This is a genomic window from Ectopseudomonas guguanensis (assembly GCF_900104265.1).
Taxonomy (GTDB): domain Bacteria; phylum Pseudomonadota; class Gammaproteobacteria; order Pseudomonadales; family Pseudomonadaceae; genus Aquipseudomonas; species Aquipseudomonas guguanensis.
Genome location: NZ_FNJJ01000012.1, coordinates 1 through 16,037 on the forward strand (window position 1 = coordinate 1; position 16,037 = coordinate 16,037).

At 60.0% G+C, this 16,037-nt stretch carries 13 protein-coding genes and 1 tRNA gene; all 14 read left to right on the plus strand.

The annotated features are described in order from the left end of the window. The coding region (locus BLS61_RS17035; RefSeq protein WP_244157974.1) for an EF-Tu C-terminal domain-related protein at positions 1-603 on the plus strand (603 nt) is incomplete at its 5' end. A 53-nt stretch (positions 604-656) separates the two neighbouring features. Next, positions 657-732 (plus strand) — tRNA-Trp (locus BLS61_RS17040). A gap of 42 nt (positions 733-774) precedes the next feature. Then, a complete protein-coding gene (secE, locus tag BLS61_RS17045) occupies positions 775-1,143 on the plus strand; it encodes a preprotein translocase subunit SecE (RefSeq protein WP_013717355.1) in 369 nt (122 codons plus the stop codon). Positions 1,144-1,152: 9 nt separating this feature from the next. Continuing rightward, positions 1,153-1,686, plus strand: a complete 534-nt coding sequence (nusG, locus tag BLS61_RS17050; protein WP_004373446.1) for a transcription termination/antitermination protein NusG — start codon at positions 1,153-1,155, stop codon at positions 1,684-1,686. 119 nt (positions 1,687-1,805) lie between these two features. After that, positions 1,806-2,237 (plus strand): 50S ribosomal protein L11, encoded by a 432-nt coding sequence (gene rplK, locus BLS61_RS17055; RefSeq protein WP_004373444.1) that lies wholly within the window; start codon positions 1,806-1,808, stop codon positions 2,235-2,237. Further along, entirely contained in the window at positions 2,237-2,932 is a 696-nt protein-coding gene (gene rplA / locus BLS61_RS17060) for a 50S ribosomal protein L1 (protein WP_004373442.1), read from the plus strand. The genes rplK and rplA overlap by 1 nt, the downstream gene beginning before the upstream one ends. 211 nt (positions 2,933-3,143) lie before the next feature. Next, positions 3,144-3,644 (plus strand): 50S ribosomal protein L10, encoded by a 501-nt coding sequence (gene rplJ / locus BLS61_RS17065; protein ID WP_003463333.1) that lies wholly within the window; start codon positions 3,144-3,146, stop codon positions 3,642-3,644. Between the two features lie 80 nt (positions 3,645-3,724). Beyond that, positions 3,725-4,096: a 50S ribosomal protein L7/L12 gene (gene rplL / locus BLS61_RS17070; RefSeq protein ID WP_004373436.1), complete on the plus strand. Its 372-nt coding sequence runs from the start codon at positions 3,725-3,727 to the stop codon at positions 4,094-4,096. A gap of 219 nt (positions 4,097-4,315) precedes the next feature. Then, complete coding sequence (rpoB, locus tag BLS61_RS17075; RefSeq protein ID WP_090432864.1) at positions 4,316-8,389, plus strand: DNA-directed RNA polymerase subunit beta; 4,074 nt, start codon at positions 4,316-4,318, stop codon at positions 8,387-8,389. Positions 8,390-8,452: 63 nt separating this feature from the next. Further along, complete coding sequence (rpoC, locus tag BLS61_RS17080) at positions 8,453-12,652, plus strand: DNA-directed RNA polymerase subunit beta' (protein WP_090432866.1); 4,200 nt, start codon at positions 8,453-8,455, stop codon at positions 12,650-12,652. A 146-nt stretch (positions 12,653-12,798) separates the two neighbouring features. After that, positions 12,799-13,170 (plus strand): 30S ribosomal protein S12, encoded by a 372-nt coding sequence (gene rpsL, locus BLS61_RS17085; protein WP_004373429.1) that lies wholly within the window; start codon positions 12,799-12,801, stop codon positions 13,168-13,170. 105 nt (positions 13,171-13,275) lie between these two features. After that, positions 13,276-13,746 carry a 30S ribosomal protein S7 gene (gene rpsG, locus BLS61_RS17090; protein WP_003246741.1) on the plus strand — a complete coding sequence of 157 codons (471 nt, stop codon included), beginning with the start codon at positions 13,276-13,278 and terminating at the stop codon, positions 13,744-13,746. 30 nt (positions 13,747-13,776) lie between these two features. Continuing rightward, the gene (fusA, locus tag BLS61_RS17095; protein ID WP_090432868.1) at positions 13,777-15,912 is read left to right on the plus strand and encodes an elongation factor G; all 2,136 of its coding nucleotides are present in this window, start codon (positions 13,777-13,779) and stop codon (positions 15,910-15,912) included. A 30-nt stretch (positions 15,913-15,942) separates the two neighbouring features. Next, positions 15,943-16,037, plus strand: a 95-nt coding sequence (locus BLS61_RS24115; RefSeq protein WP_233432247.1) for a GTP-binding protein, incomplete at its 3' end; no start/stop codon positions are given.

The window sequence follows — 16,037 nt, forward strand, 5'->3', positions numbered from 1 at the left end:
ACTCTGGATACCTACATTCCTGAGCCGGTTCGTGCCATCGATCGTCCGTTCCTGATGCCGATCGAAGACGTGTTCTCGATCTCCGGTCGCGGTACCGTGGTAACCGGTCGTGTCGAGCGCGGTATCGTCAAGATCCAGGAAGAAATCGAAATCGTTGGTCTGCGTCCGACCACCAAGACCACCTGCACCGGCGTTGAGATGTTCCGCAAGCTGCTGGACGAAGGTCGTGCTGGTGAGAACTGCGGCGTGCTGCTGCGCGGCACCAAGCGTGATGAAGTCGAGCGTGGTCAGGTTCTGGCCAAGCCGGGCACCATCAAGCCGCACACCAAGTTTGAAGCTGAAGTGTACGTTCTGTCCAAGGAAGAAGGTGGTCGTCACACCCCGTTCTTCAAGGGCTACCGTCCGCAGTTCTACTTCCGTACCACTGACGTGACCGGTTCGTGCGAACTGCCGGAAGGCGTTGAGATGGTAATGCCGGGCGACAACATCAAGATGGTTGTCACCCTGATCAAGCCGATCGCCATGGAAGACGGCCTGCGCTTCGCGATCCGCGAAGGTGGTCGTACCGTTGGTGCCGGTGTTGTAGCAAAGATCATCGAATAATCGATTGATCTGTCTCTCTCGGGCCGGCATAATGGTCGGCCTGATTTTGTTCTAGGTCAGTAGCTCAATTGGCAGAGCGGCGGTCTCCAAAACCGCAGGTTGGGGGTTCGATTCCCTCCTGACCTGCCATTTTCTAACGAATTTGGCGTGTCTTTCACAGGATCCTCTCGAATGAATGTTAAGGCTGAAGCCAAAGACTCTCGCTTTGATCTGGTCAAGTGGCTGGTTGTCGCTGCCCTGGTTGCTGTGGGTGTCGTAGGTAATCAGTACTTCTCTGCAGAGCCGGTTCTGTATCGCGTTCTGGGTCTGGTGGTGCTGGGCGCCGTCGCTGCGTTTGTGGCGTTTCAGACCGCTCGCGGGCAAGCCTTTGCGGTGCTGTTGAAAGAAGCGCGCGTCGAGATTCGTAAGGTTGTCTGGCCGACCCGCCAGGAAACCACGCAGACCACCTTGATCGTGGTTGCCGTGGTTCTGGTGATGGCGCTGCTGCTGTGGGGGCTCGATTCCCTGCTCGGTTGGCTTATTTCCCTGATTGTTGGTTAAGGGTGTCTCGTGGCTAAGCGTTGGTACGTCGTGCATGCTTACTCGGGTTACGAGAAGCATGTCATGCGCTCGCTCATCGAGCGCGTGAAACTGGCTGGTATGGAAGATGACTTCGGCGAGATTCTCGTCCCCACTGAAGAAGTGGTCGAGATGCGCAATGGTCAGAAGCGCAAGAGTGAGCGCAAGTTCTTCCCTGGCTATGTTCTGGTGCAGATGGAAATGAACGAGGCGACTTGGCACTTGATCAAGGATACGCCGCGCGTCATGGGCTTCATTGGTGGTACTGCCGACAAGCCGGCGCCGATCACCGAAAAAGAAGCTGAAGCCATCCTGCGCCGCGTTGCCGACAGTGGCGACAAGCCCAAGCCGAAGACGCTGTTCGAGCCGGGCGAGATGGTTCGTGTGGTTGATGGTCCGTTCGCCGATTTCGGTGGCGTGGTCGAAGAAGTGAATTACGAGAAGAGCCGCATCCAGGTTGCTGTGACCATCTTCGGTCGCTCCACCCCGGTCGAGCTGGAGTTCAGTCAGGTCGAAAAGGCATAACTGACATAAGCATCCCTCACCCCGCAGCCTTAGGCTGCGGGGTTTTGTCGTCACTGGGATAAATGCGTAAGTAACCTCGGGGAGCCGTCAGGCGTTCGAACCCGAAATTGGAGTAGCTAATGGCTAAGAAGATTCAGGCTTATATCAAGCTGCAGGTTAAAGCCGGTCAGGCAAACCCGTCGCCACCCGTCGGTCCCGCTCTGGGTCAGCACGGCGTGAACATCATGGAATTCTGCAAGGCGTTCAACGCCAAGACTCAGGGCATGGAACCTGGTCTGCCGACTCCTGTGATCATCACCGTTTACAGCGACCGCAGCTTCACCTTTGAAACCAAGAGCACCCCGGCATCGGTACTGCTGAAGAAGGCCGCCGGCCTGACCAGCGGCTCCGCTCGTCCGAACACCGTCAAAGTAGGCACCGTTACCCGTGCTCAGCTGGAAGAGATCGCCAAGACCAAGCAGGCCGATCTGACTGCCGCTGACCTGGATGCGGCCGTGCGCACCATCGCCGGCTCCGCTCGTAGCATGGGCCTGAACGTGGAGGGTGTGTAATGGCTAAGTTGACCAAGCGCCAAAAGGCCATCGCGGCCAAGGTTGAAGCCGGCAAGGCCTACACCTTCGAAGAAGCTGCCAGCCTGCTGGCCGAGCTGTCTGCCGTCAAGTTCACCGAGTCCTTCGACGTCGCCGTGAACCTGGGCGTAGACCCGCGTAAATCCGACCAGGTCGTACGTGGCGCCACCGTTCTGCCGAACGGCACTGGCAAGACCGTACGCGTTGCCGTGTTCACCCAGGGGCCGGGCGCTGAAGCTGCCCTGGCTGCCGGTGCCGACAAGGTTGGTATGGACGATCTGGCTGCCGAAATGAAGGCCGGCGATCTGAACTACGACGTGGTCATCGCTTCCCCGGACGCCATGCGCGTCGTTGGCCAGCTGGGTCAGGTACTGGGCCCGCGCGGCCTGATGCCGAACCCGAAAGTCGGCACCGTGACTCCGGACGTCGCTACCGCTGTGAAGAACGCCAAGGCTGGTCAGGTACGTTTCCGTACCGACAAGAACGGCATCATCCACACCTCCGTTGGCAAGGTCGGCTTCGAAGCCGCTGCGCTGAAGCAGAACGTGGAAGCCCTGCTGGCTGACCTGAAGCGTCTGAAGCCGTCGACCTCGAAAGGCATCTACGTCAAGCGCGTGACCCTGAGCACCACCATGGGTCCGGGTCTGATCATCGATCAGGCTTCGCTCGACGCGTAAGTGATTGGGCCGGCAGCCGTGTGCTGCCGGCTCTGAAAGATTGGGGTCCCTGCCTGGCGGGGGCTATCCAAGACCGTAGGTGACTCAGGTTTTAAATGTCAGGTTCGCCTGATGGCCTACGCAGATGGTGCTCCCGATTCGTTACCGAATCAGACACCAAAACGCCGCCGAACCTCGGTTTGGCGAAACGGTAAAATCCAGGAGTAAACCCGTGGCAATTAAACTCGAAGACAAGAAGGCCATCGTCGCTGAAGTCAACGAGGCTGCCAAAGCCGGTCTGTCCGCTGTCGTGGCTGATGCCCGTGGCGTGACTGTCGGCGCAATGACCGGACTCCGTAAAGAGGCCCGCGAAGCTGGTGTGTACGTGAAAGTCGTGCGTAACACCCTGCTCAAGCGCGCCGTTGAAGGCACTCAGTTCGACGTGCTCAACGACGTGTTCAAAGGCCCGACCCTGATCGCTTTCTCCAACGAACACCCGGGCGCTGCTGCTCGTCTGTTCAAGGAGTTCGCCAAGGGTCAGGACAAGTTCGAGATCAAGGCAGCTGCGTTCGAGGGCAAGTACCTCGCAGCAAACCAGATCGACGTACTGGCAAGCCTGCCGACCCGCGACGAGGGCATCGCCCAGCTGATGAGCGTTATCCAAGGCGCCACCAGCAAACTCGCTCGCACTCTGGCAGCCATTCGCGACCAGAAAGAAGCTGCCGCTGCCTAAGGCCGCGTAAGCCCTTTCGAAATCAAACGTTTAATTTGATGGTCGCCTAGGCCGTCACCCCAATACAGGAATTGATAGTCATGTCTCTGACTAACGAGCAAATCATCGAAGCCATCGGCCAGAAATCCGTTATGGAAATCGTCGAGCTGATCAAAGCGATGGAAGAAACCTTCGGCGTTACCGCTGCTGCTGCTGTTGCCGCTGGTCCGGCTGCTGGCGCTGCTGCCGCTGTTGAAGAGCAAACCGAGTTCAACGTTGTCCTGGCTGAAGCCGGCGACAAGAAAGTGAACGTGATCAAGGCCGTTCGCGAGCTGACTGGTCTGGGCCTGAAAGAAGCCAAGGAGAAGGTCGACACCGCTCCTCAGGTCATCGCTGAAGGTCTGACCAAAGAAGCTGCTGAAGACGCCAAGAAGAAGCTGGAAGAAGCTGGCGCCAAGGTCGAACTCAAGTAAGTTCGCACCTTGCGTCTACAGCCCGAGCGACTCGCACAAGGCTGACGGCTGGTGGCTTTTGCCACCGGCCTTTTTCCGTTCTAGGTTGGCTGTTCGTCAGCCGGCCTGGAGCCGAAAACCCCGCCCGAGAGGCGGTTGCAAACCGAGGGTTTGCACGATTTTCTGGTCATCGCCGCCGGCGCTGGCCAAACAAGCAGGTGACCAAGCTGGGGAACGCTGATGGCTTACTCATACACTGAGAAAAAACGTATCCGCAAGGACTTTAGCAAGTTGCCGGATGTCATGGATGTGCCTTATCTCCTGGCCATCCAGCTGGATTCGTACCGCGAATTCCTGCAGCAAGGGGTGAGCAAGGAACAGTTCCGTGACATCGGCCTGCATGCGGCCTTCAAATCCGTATTCCCGATCATCAGCTACTCCGGCAACGCCGCTCTGGAGTACGTCGGCTATCGCCTCGGCGAGCCGGCGTTCGACGTCAAGGAGTGCGTCCTGCGTGGCGTGACCTTCGCCGTGCCGCTGCGCGTGAAAGTGCGTCTGATCATTTTCGACAAAGAATCGTCGAACAAAGCGATCAAGGACATCAAAGAGCAGGAAGTGTACATGGGCGAAATTCCGCTCATGACCGAGAACGGTACCTTCGTCATCAATGGTACCGAGCGCGTGATCGTGTCCCAGCTGCACCGTTCGCCGGGTGTGTTCTTCGACCACGACCGTGGCAAGACCCACAGCTCGGGCAAGCTGCTGTACTCCGCTCGCATCATCCCCTACCGCGGTTCCTGGCTGGACTTCGAGTTCGATCCGAAGGACGCGGTATTCGTGCGTATCGACCGTCGCCGCAAACTGCCGGCGTCCGTCCTGCTGCGCGCGCTCGGCTACAGCACCGAAGAAGTGCTGGACGCCTTCTACGACACCAACGTCTACCACGTTAAGAACGACGGCCTGAGCCTGGAGCTGGTGCCGCAGCGTCTGCGTGGTGAAGTCGCGGTCCTGGACATCAAGGACGCCAGCGGCAAGGTGATCGTGGAGCAGGGCCGTCGTATCACCGCCCGCCACATCAACCAGCTGGACAAGGCTGGCATCAAGGAGCTGGACGTTCCGCTCGATTACGTCATTGGCCGTACCACTGCCAAGGCCATCGTGCACCCGGCTACCGGCGAGATCATCGCCGAGTGCAACACCGAGCTGACCGCCGACCTGCTGGCCAAGATGGCCAAGGCCAACGTCGTTCGCTTCGAGACCCTGTACACCAACGACATCGATTGCGGTCCCTTCATCAGCGACACGCTGAAGATCGACAGCACCACCAATCAGCTGGAAGCGCTGGTCGAGATCTACCGCATGATGCGTCCCGGCGAGCCGCCAACCAAGGACGCTGCCGAGACCCTGTTCAACAACCTGTTCTTCAGCGCCGAGCGTTACGACCTGTCTGCTGTCGGCCGCATGAAGTTCAACCGTCGTATCGGTCGCACCGAGATCGAAGGTTCGGGCGTGCTGAGCAAGGAAGACATCGTTGCCGTACTCAAGACCCTGGTCGACATCCGTAACGGCAAGGGCATCGTCGACGACATCGACCACCTGGGTAACCGCCGCGTGCGTTGCGTCGGCGAGATGGCCGAGAACCAGTTCCGCGTTGGCCTGGTGCGCGTCGAGCGCGCGGTCAAGGAACGTCTGTCGATGGCCGAAAGCGAAGGCCTGATGCCGCAGGACCTGATCAACGCCAAGCCGGTTGCGGCGGCGGTGAAGGAGTTCTTCGGTTCCAGCCAGCTCTCGCAGTTCATGGACCAGAACAACCCGCTCTCCGAGATCACCCACAAGCGCCGCGTCTCCGCACTCGGCCCGGGCGGTCTGACCCGTGAGCGCGCCGGCTTCGAAGTCCGCGACGTTCACCCGACCCACTACGGCCGCGTGTGCCCGATCGAAACCCCTGAAGGTCCGAACATCGGTCTGATCAACTCGCTGGCTGCCTACGCCCGCACCAACCAGTACGGCTTCCTGGAAAGCCCGTACCGCGTGGTCAAGGAAGGCAAGGTCACCGACGAGATCGTGTTCCTGTCCGCCATCGAAGAAGCCGATCACGTGATCGCCCAGGCGTCCGCAACCCTGAACGACAAGGGGGAGCTGGTCGACGAACTGGTAGCCGTACGTCACCTGAACGAATTCACCGTGAAGGCGCCGGAAGACGTCACCCTGATGGACGTATCGCCGAAGCAGGTAGTCTCGGTTGCCGCCTCGCTGATTCCGTTCCTCGAGCACGACGACGCCAACCGTGCACTCATGGGTTCGAACATGCAGCGTCAGGCTGTACCGACCCTGCGCGCCGACAAGCCGCTGGTAGGTACCGGCATGGAGCGCAACGTCGCCCGTGATTCCGGCGTCTGCGTGGTGGCCCGCCGTGGCGGTGTGATCGACTCGGTCGATGCCAGCCGTATCGTGGTTCGCGTCAACGACGACGAAGTCGAAACTGGCGAAGCCGGTGTCGACATCTACAACCTGACCAAGTACACCCGCTCCAACCAGAACACCTGCATCAACCAGCGTCCGCTGGTGAGCAAGGGCGATCAGGTAGCGCGTGGCGACATCATGGCCGACGGCCCGTCCACCGACATGGGTGAACTGGCGCTGGGTCAGAACATGCGCGTGGCGTTCATGCCGTGGAACGGCTTCAACTTCGAAGACTCCATCTGCCTGTCCGAGCGCGTGGTTCAGGAAGACCGCTTCACCACCATCCACATCCAGGAACTGACCTGTGTGGCGCGTGACACCAAGCTCGGCCCGGAGGAAATCTCCTCTGACATCCCGAACGTGGGTGAGGCTGCTCTGAACAAGCTGGACGAAGCCGGTATCGTCTACGTCGGTGCCGAAGTCGGCCCGGGCGACATCCTGGTCGGCAAGGTCACTCCGAAAGGCGAGACCCAGCTGACTCCGGAAGAGAAGCTGCTGCGTGCGATCTTCGGTGAGAAGGCGTCCGATGTGAAGGACACCTCCCTGCGCGTGCCGACCGGCACCAAGGGTACCGTCATCGACGTGCAGGTCTTCACCCGTGATGGCGTCGAGCGTGACAGCCGCGCCCTGGCCATCGAGAAGCAGCAGCTGGACGAGATCCGCAAGGACCTGAACGAAGAGTTCCGCATCGTCGAAGGCGCGACCTTCGAGCGTCTGCGTTCGGCTCTGGTTGGCGCGATCGCCGAAGGCGGCGCTGGTCTGAAGAAAGGCACCGCGATCACCGACGAGTTCCTCGACGGTCTCGAGCGTGGCCAGTGGTTCAAACTGCGCATGGCCGACGACGCCCTGAACGAGCAGCTGGAGAAGGCTCAGGCCTACATCTCCGACCGCCGTCAGATGCTCGACGACAAGTTCGAAGACAAGAAGCGCAAGCTGCAGCAGGGCGATGACCTGGCTCCGGGCGTACTGAAGATCGTCAAGGTCTACCTGGCCATCCGCCGTCGCATCCAGCCGGGTGACAAGATGGCCGGTCGCCACGGTAACAAGGGTGTAGTCTCGGTGATCATGCCGGTCGAAGACATGCCGCACGACGCCAACGGCACGCCGGTGGACATCGTCCTGAACCCGCTGGGCGTACCGTCGCGTATGAACGTCGGTCAGATCCTCGAAACCCACCTGGGCCTCGCGGCCAAGGGCCTGGGCGAGAAGATCAACCGCATGCTCGAAGAGCAGCGCAAGGTCGCCGAACTGCGCAAGTTCCTCAACGAGATCTACAACGAGATCGGTGGGCGCAAGGAAAACCTCGACGAGTTCTCCGACAACGAGATCCTCGAGCTGGCGAAGAACCTCAAGGGCGGTGTACCGATGGCGACTGCCGTGTTCGACGGCGCCAAGGAAACCGAGATCAAGGCCATGCTGAAGCTGGCCGATCTGCCGGAAAGCGGCCAGATGCGCCTGTTCGACGGTCGTACCGGTAACCAGTTCGAGCGCCCGACCACCGTCGGCTACATGTACATGCTGAAACTGAACCACCTGGTGGACGACAAGATGCACGCGCGTTCCACTGGTTCCTACAGCCTGGTTACCCAGCAGCCGCTGGGTGGTAAGGCGCAGTTCGGTGGTCAGCGCTTCGGGGAGATGGAGGTCTGGGCGCTGGAAGCCTACGGCGCCGCCTACACCCTGCAGGAAATGCTGACCGTGAAGTCGGACGACGTGAACGGCCGTACCAAGATGTACAAGAACATCGTGGATGGCGATCACCGTATGGAGCCGGGCATGCCCGAGTCCTTCAACGTACTGATCAAAGAGATCCGTTCGCTCGGCATCGACATCGATCTGGAAACCGAATAACACGACGTGAATCGGCAGCGGGGCTAGTCCAGCTCGCTGCCCGCTCCGCCAGGAGGAAAGGCCTTGAAAGACCTACTGAATTTGCTGAAAAACCAGGGTCAGATCGAAGAGTTCGACGCCATCCGTATCGGGTTGGCCTCGCCTGAGATGATCCGTTCGTGGTCGTTCGGTGAAGTTAAAAAGCCGGAAACCATCAACTACCGTACCTTCAAGCCTGAGCGCGACGGCCTGTTCTGCGCCAAGATCTTTGGCCCGGTCAAGGACTACGAGTGCCTGTGCGGCAAGTACAAGCGCCTCAAGCACCGCGGTGTGATCTGCGAGAAGTGCGGCGTAGAAGTGGCCCTGGCCAAGGTTCGCCGTGAGCGCATGGCGCACATCGAACTGGCCTCGCCGGTCGCCCATATCTGGTTCCTCAAGTCGCTGCCGTCCCGTATCGGCCTGCTGATGGACATGACCCTGCGTGACATCGAGCGCGTGCTCTATTTCGAGAGCTACGTGGTGATCGATCCGGGCATGACCACCCTGGAGAAGGGCCAGCTGCTGAACGACGAGCAGTACTTCGAAGCCCTCGAAGAGTTCGGTGACGACTTCGACGCGCGCATGGGCGCCGAGGCCGTGCGCGAGCTGCTGCACGCCATCGACCTGGATCACGAGATCGGCCGCCTGCGTGAAGAGATTCCGCAGACCAACTCCGAGACCAAGATCAAGAAGCTGTCCAAGCGCCTGAAACTGATGGAAGCCTTCAAGGACTCCGGCAACCTGCCGGAGTGGATGGTGCTGACCGTTCTGCCGGTGCTGCCGCCGGACCTGCGTCCGCTGGTACCGCTGGATGGCGGCCGCTTCGCGACTTCGGATCTGAACGATCTGTATCGCCGCGTGATCAACCGTAACAACCGTCTGAAGCGCCTGCTCGATCTGTCGGCGCCGGACATCATCGTTCGCAACGAAAAGCGCATGCTGCAGGAAGCGGTTGACGCCCTGCTCGACAACGGCCGTCGCGGTCGCGCCATCACCGGCTCGAACAAGCGTCCGCTGAAGTCGCTGGCCGACATGATCAAAGGTAAGCAAGGCCGCTTCCGTCAGAACCTGCTCGGTAAGCGCGTGGACTATTCCGGTCGTTCCGTGATCACCGTGGGCCCGACCCTGCGCCTGCACCAGTGCGGTTTGCCGAAGAAGATGGCCCTCGAGCTGTTCAAGCCGTTCATTTTCGGCAAGCTGGAAATGCGTGGTCTGGCGACCACCATCAAGGCCGCCAAGAAGATGGTCGAGCGCGAGCTGCCGGAGGTCTGGGACGTTCTCGCCGAAGTCATCCGCGAACACCCCGTCCTGCTCAACCGTGCACCGACCCTGCACCGTCTGGGTATCCAGGCGTTCGAGCCGGTACTGATCGAAGGTAAGGCGATTCAGCTGCACCCGCTGGTCTGCGCCGCGTACAACGCCGACTTCGACGGTGACCAGATGGCCGTTCACGTGCCGCTGACCCTGGAAGCCCAGCTCGAAGCGCGCGCGCTGATGATGTCGACCAACAACATCCTCTCGCCCGCCAACGGCGAGCCGATCATCGTGCCGTCGCAGGATGTGGTTCTGGGTCTGTACTACATGACCCGTGAAGCGGTGAACGCCAAGGGTGAAGGTCGCGTCTTCGCCGACCTGCAGGAAGTCGACCGCGTGTTCCGCGCCGGCGAAGCGTCCCTGCACGCCCGCGTGAAGGTGCGTATCAACGAAACCATCAAAGAGAAAGATGGTTCGATCACCAAGAACACCCGCATCGTCGACACCACCGTCGGCCGTGCGCTGCTGTTCCAGATCGTGCCGGCCGGCCTGTCCTACGACGTGGTCAACCAGCCGATGAAGAAGAAGGCGATCTCCAAGCTGATCAACCAGTGCTACCGCACCGTGGGTCTGAAGGACACCGTCATCTTCGCCGACCAGCTGATGTACACCGGTTTCGCCTACTCGACCATCTCCGGTGTGTCGATCGGCGTGAACGACTTCGTCATCCCGGACGAGAAGGCGCGCATCATCGACGCCGCCACCGAGGAAGTGAAGGAAATCGAATCGCAGTACGCCTCCGGCCTGGTGACCCAGGGCGAGAAGTACAACAAGGTGATCGACCTCTGGTCGAAGGCCAACGACGAAGTGTCCAAGGCGATGATGGCCAACCTCTCGAAAGAGCCGGTGGTCGATCGCGAAGGCAAGACCGTCGAGCAGGAGTCCTTCAACTCCATGTACATGATGGCGGACTCCGGTGCTCGTGGTAGCGCCGCCCAGATCCGTCAGCTGGCCGGTATGCGTGGTCTGATGGCCAAGCCGGACGGCTCCATCATCGAAACGCCGATCACCGCGAACTTCCGCGAAGGTCTGTCGGTTCTGCAGTACTTCATCTCCACCCACGGTGCGCGTAAGGGTCTGGCGGATACCGCACTGAAGACCGCGAACTCCGGTTACCTGACCCGTCGTCTGGTCGACGTGGCGCAGGATCTGGTAGTGACCGAGATCGACTGCGGCACCGAGCAGGGCCTGCTGATGACCCCGCACATCGAAGGCGGCGACGTGGTCGAGCCGCTGGGTGAGCGCGTACTGGGTCGAGTGATTGCCAAGGACGTGTTCAAGCCGGGCACCGAGGACGTCATCGTTCCGGCCGGCACCCTGATCGACGAGCAGTGGGTCGAGTTCATCGAGCTGAACAGCGTCGACGAAGTCGTGGTGCGTTCGCCGATCACCTGCGAAACCCGCTACGGCATCTGCGCCAAGTGCTACGGTCGCGATCTGGCTCGTGGTCATCAGGTCAACATCGGTGAAGCGGTCGGCGTCATCGCTGCCCAGTCCATCGGTGAGCCGGGTACCCAGCTGACCATGCGTACCTTCCACATCGGTGGTGCTGCAAGCCGTACTTCGGCTGCCGACAGCGTCCAGGTGAAGAACGGCGGCGCGATCCGTCTGCACAACCTGAAGTACGTCGAGCGTGTCGACGGCAACCTGGTAGCGGTTTCCCGTTCCGGCGAGCTGGCCGTGGCCGACGAGTTTGGTCGTGAGCGCGAGCGCTACAAGCTGCCGTACGGTGCCGTGATTTCCGTGAAGGAAGGTGACAAGGTCGACGCTGGCGCCATCGTCGCCAAGTGGGACCCGCACACCCACCCGATCGTGACCGAAATGAAGGGTATCGTGACCTTCGTCGGCATGGAGGAGGGCATCACCATCAAGCGTCAGACCGACGAACTGACCGGTCTGACCAACATCGAGGTTCTCGATCCGAAGGATCGTCCGGCTGCTGGCAAGGATATTCGTCCGGCCATCAAGATGGTCGACGCCAACGGCAAGGAACTGCTGCTGCCGGGTACCGACGTTCCCGCCCAGTACTTCCTGCCTGCCAACGCCCTGGTCGGCGTGGCGGACGGTGCGCAGATCGCGGTCGGTGACGTTATCGCCCGTATCCCGCAAGAAACCTCGAAGACCCGCGACATCACCGGTGGTCTGCCGCGCGTTGCCGACCTGTTCGAAGCCCGTCGTCCGAAGGAAGCTTCGATCCTGGCGGAAATCAGCGGCACCATTTCGTTCGGTAAAGAGACCAAGGGCAAGCGCCGTCTGGTCATCACCCCGACCGATGGCAGCGATCCGTACGAGGAGCTGATTCCGAAGTGGCGTCACCTGAACGTCTTCGAAGGCGAACAAGTGAACCGCGGCGAAGTCATCTCCGACGGCCCGAGCGATCCGCATGACATCCTGCGTCTGCTGGGTGTCAGCGCGCTGGCCAAGTACATCGTCAACGAGATCCAGGACGTTTACCGTCTGCAGGGCGTGAAGATCAACGACAAGCACATCGAGACCATCCTGCGTCAGATGCTGCGCAAGGTTGAGATCACCGAAGCCGGCGATTCGTCCTTCATCAAGGGCGACCAGATGGAACTCACCCAGGTTCTGGGCGAGAACGAGCGTCTGGCCGAAGAGGACAAGTTCGTCGCCAAGTACACCCGCGTACTGCTGGGTATCACCAAGGCGTCGCTGTCCACCGAGTCCTTCATCTCGGCAGCGTCCTTCCAGGAAACCACCCGCGTCCTCACCGAGGCGGCGGTCACTGGCAAGCGCGACTACCTGCGTGGTCTGAAAGAGAACGTGGTCGTGGGTCGTCTGATCCCGGCCGGTACCGGTTTGGCCTATCACAGCGAGCGCAAGCGCAAGCGTGATGCCGACAAGCCGGTACGTGTCAGCGCCAGTGAGGTGGAAGCCGCACTGACCGAAGCGCTGAACTCCAGCGGCAATTGAGTCGAAGCCTCGCTGGTTCGCTAGCGGGGCTTTGCCTTGACTGGGGGCGTGAGTCTCTTTAGACTCATGCACCCCTAAATTTGGCAGGGCGTTTGGCTCTGCCATCTTTATTTGTGAGCGTCGAAAGACAACAGTGGAGCTAGTAGATGGCAACTATCAACCAGCTGGTACGTCAGCCGCGTAAGCGCATCGTCGAGAAATCCGACGTGCCTGCGCTGCAGAACTGCCCGCAGCGCCGTGGCGTGTGCACCCGCGTGTACACCACCACGCCGAAGAAACCTAACTCGGCACTGCGTAAAGTGTGCCGCGTGCGTCTGACCAACGGCTACGAAGTGTCTTCGTACATCGGCGGTGAAGGCCACAACCTGCAAGAGCACAGCGTCGTGCTGATCCGGGGCGGTCGTGTAAAGGACCTTCCGGGTGTGCGCTACCACACCGTGCGTGGTTCGCTGGATACCTCCGGCGTCAAAGACCGTAAGCAGGGTCGTTCCAAGTACGGTACCAAGCGTCCGAAATAAGGCCGCTTGATCCTTTTCTATTTAGTTGAGTCGATAAGAGTAAGGTCGGGCGCGGCGTTCGCCGTTGGTCCCGAGCTAACCTGAAGACCGTTTGAGGGCTTATCAATGCCAAGACGTCGTGTAGCAGCCAAGCGTGAGATCCTGGACGATCCGAAATACGGAAGCCAGATCCTCGCCAAATTCATGAACCACGTGATGGAAAGCGGCAAGAAGGCCGTGGCCGAGCGCATCGTTTACGGTGCTCTGGACACTGTCAAAGCACGCAAGAACAGCGATCCCCTGGAGATCTTCGAGAAAGCTCTCGACGCCATCGCTCCGCTGGTCGAAGTCAAGTCCCGCCGTGTAGGCGGTGCTACCTACCAGGTTCCGGTCGAAGTTCGTCCGTCCCGTCGTAACGCCCTGGCCATGCGCTGGCTGGTGGACTACGCGCGCAAGCGCGGCGAGAAGTCCATGGCTCTGCGTCTGGCTGGTGAGCTGCTGGATGCTGCTGAAGGCAAAGGCGCTGCTGTCAAGAAGCGTGAAGACGTGCACCGTATGGCCGAAGCCAACAAGGCTTTCTCGCACTACCGCTTCTAATTCCGGCTCCACTAACCTTGCGAGGGCTTTATGGCTCGTAATACAGCAATTAACCGCTACCGTAACATCGGTATCTGTGCCCACGTTGACGCGGGCAAGACCACCACTACCGAGCGGATCCTGTTCTACACAGGCCTGAGCCACAAGATGGGCGAGGTGCATGATGGCGCCGCGACCACCGACTGGATGGTTCAGGAGCAGGAGCGTGGTATCACCATTACTTCTGCTGCGATCACCACCTTCTGGGAAGGTTCTCGTGGTCAGTACGACAAGTACCGTGTAAACGTCATCGATACCCCCGGTCACGTTGACTTCACCATCGAAGTAGAGCGCTCGCTGCGTGTACTCGACGGCGCTGTCGTTGTGTTCTGCGGTACCTCGGGCGTTGAGCCGCAGTCCGAAACCGTATGGCGTCAGGCCAACAAGTACGGTGTTCCGCGTATCGTCTACGTGAACAAGATGGATCGTCAGGGTGCCAACTTCCTGCGCGTCGTCGGTCAGATCAAGAACCGTCTGGGTCACACCCCGGTTCCGATCCAGATCGCCATCGGTGCCGAAGAGAACTTCGAAGGTCAGGTCGACCTGATCAAGATGAAGGCCATCTACTGGAACGACGATGACAAGGGTACTACCTACCGTGAGGAAGAAATTCCTGCCGAGCTGGTAGACCTGGCCAACGAGTGGCGCTCCAACATGGTCGAGGCTGCTGCCGAAGCCAACGAAGAACTGATGAACAAGTACCTTGAAGAAGGTGACCTGTCCGTCGAGGACATCAAGGCCGGTCTGCGCGCCCGTACTCTGGCGAGCGAGATCGTCCCGGCTGTCTGCGGTTCCTCCTTCAAGAACAAGGGCGTTCCTCTGGTTCTCGATGCCGTCATCGACTTCCTGCCTGCGCCGACCGAGATTCCTGCGATTCAGGGTATCCACCCGGATCACATCGATCTGGGCGACGAAGCGCCGAAGGACGAGCGTCATGCGGACGACAACGAGCCGTTCTCTGCTCTGGCGTTCAAGATCGCTACCGACCCGTTCGTGGGTACCCTGACCTTCGTTCGCGTTTACTCGGGCGTTCTGGAGTCTGGCCAGTCGGTCATCAACTCCGTGAAAGGCAAGAAAGAGCGCGTTGGTCGTATGGTGCAGATGCACGCCAACCAGCGTGACGAGATCAAAGAGGTGCGCGCTGGCGACATCGCTGCTCTGATCGGCATGAAGGACGTCACCACTGGTGAAACCCTGTGCGATCCGGACAAGCCGATCATCCTCGAGCGTATGGACTTCCCGGAGCCTGTCATCTCGGTAGCGGTAGAGCCGAAGACCAAGGCCGACCAGGAGAAGATGGGTATCGCGCTGGGCAAACTGGCTCAGGAAGACCCGTCGTTCCGCGTCAAGACCGACGAAGAGACTGGTCAGACCATCATCTCCGGTATGGGTGAGCTGCACCTGGACATCCTCGTTGACCGCATGAAGCGCGAGTTCAACGTCGAGGCCAACATCGGCAAGCCGCAGGTTTCCTATCGTGAAACCATCACCAAGGACAACGTCGAGATCGAAGGCAAGTTCGTTCGTCAGTCCGGTGGTCGCGGTCAGTTCGGTCACTGCTGGATCCGCTTCTCGGCTCCGGACGTGGACGATAAGGGCAACATCACCGAAGGCCTGGTGTTCTCCAACGAGGTCGTGGGTGGTGTGGTTCCGAAGGAATACATCCCGGCGATCCAGAAGGGCATCGAAGAGCAGATGAAGAACGGCGTCGTTGCCGGTTATCCGCTGATCGGCCTGAAGGCGACCGTGTTCGATGGTTCCTACCACGACGTCGACTCCAACGAGATGGCGTTCAAGATCGCTGCCTCCATGGCGACCAAGCAGCTGGCCCAGAAGGGTGGCGGCAAGGTGCTCGAGCCGATCATGAAGGTGGAAGTGGTAACTCCTGAGGATTACATGGGCGACGTGATGGGTGACCTGAACCGTCGTCGTGGTCTGATCCAGGGTATGGAAGATTCGGTATCCGGTAAGGTTATCCGTGCCGAAGTTCCGCTGGGCGAGATGTTTGGTTACGCTACCGACGTTCGTTCCATGTCCCAGGGTCGCGCCAGCTACTCCATGGAATTCTCCAAGTACGCAGAAGCTCCGTCGAACATCGTCGAAGCGCTGGTTAAAAAACAAGGCTAATCCCGCCCTTTAAGTAAGAGGTTTACTGTCGTGGCTAAGGAAAAATTCGAACGTAACAAACCGCACGTCAACGTCGGCACCATCGGTCACGTTGACCACGGTAAGACCACTCTGACCGCTGCTCT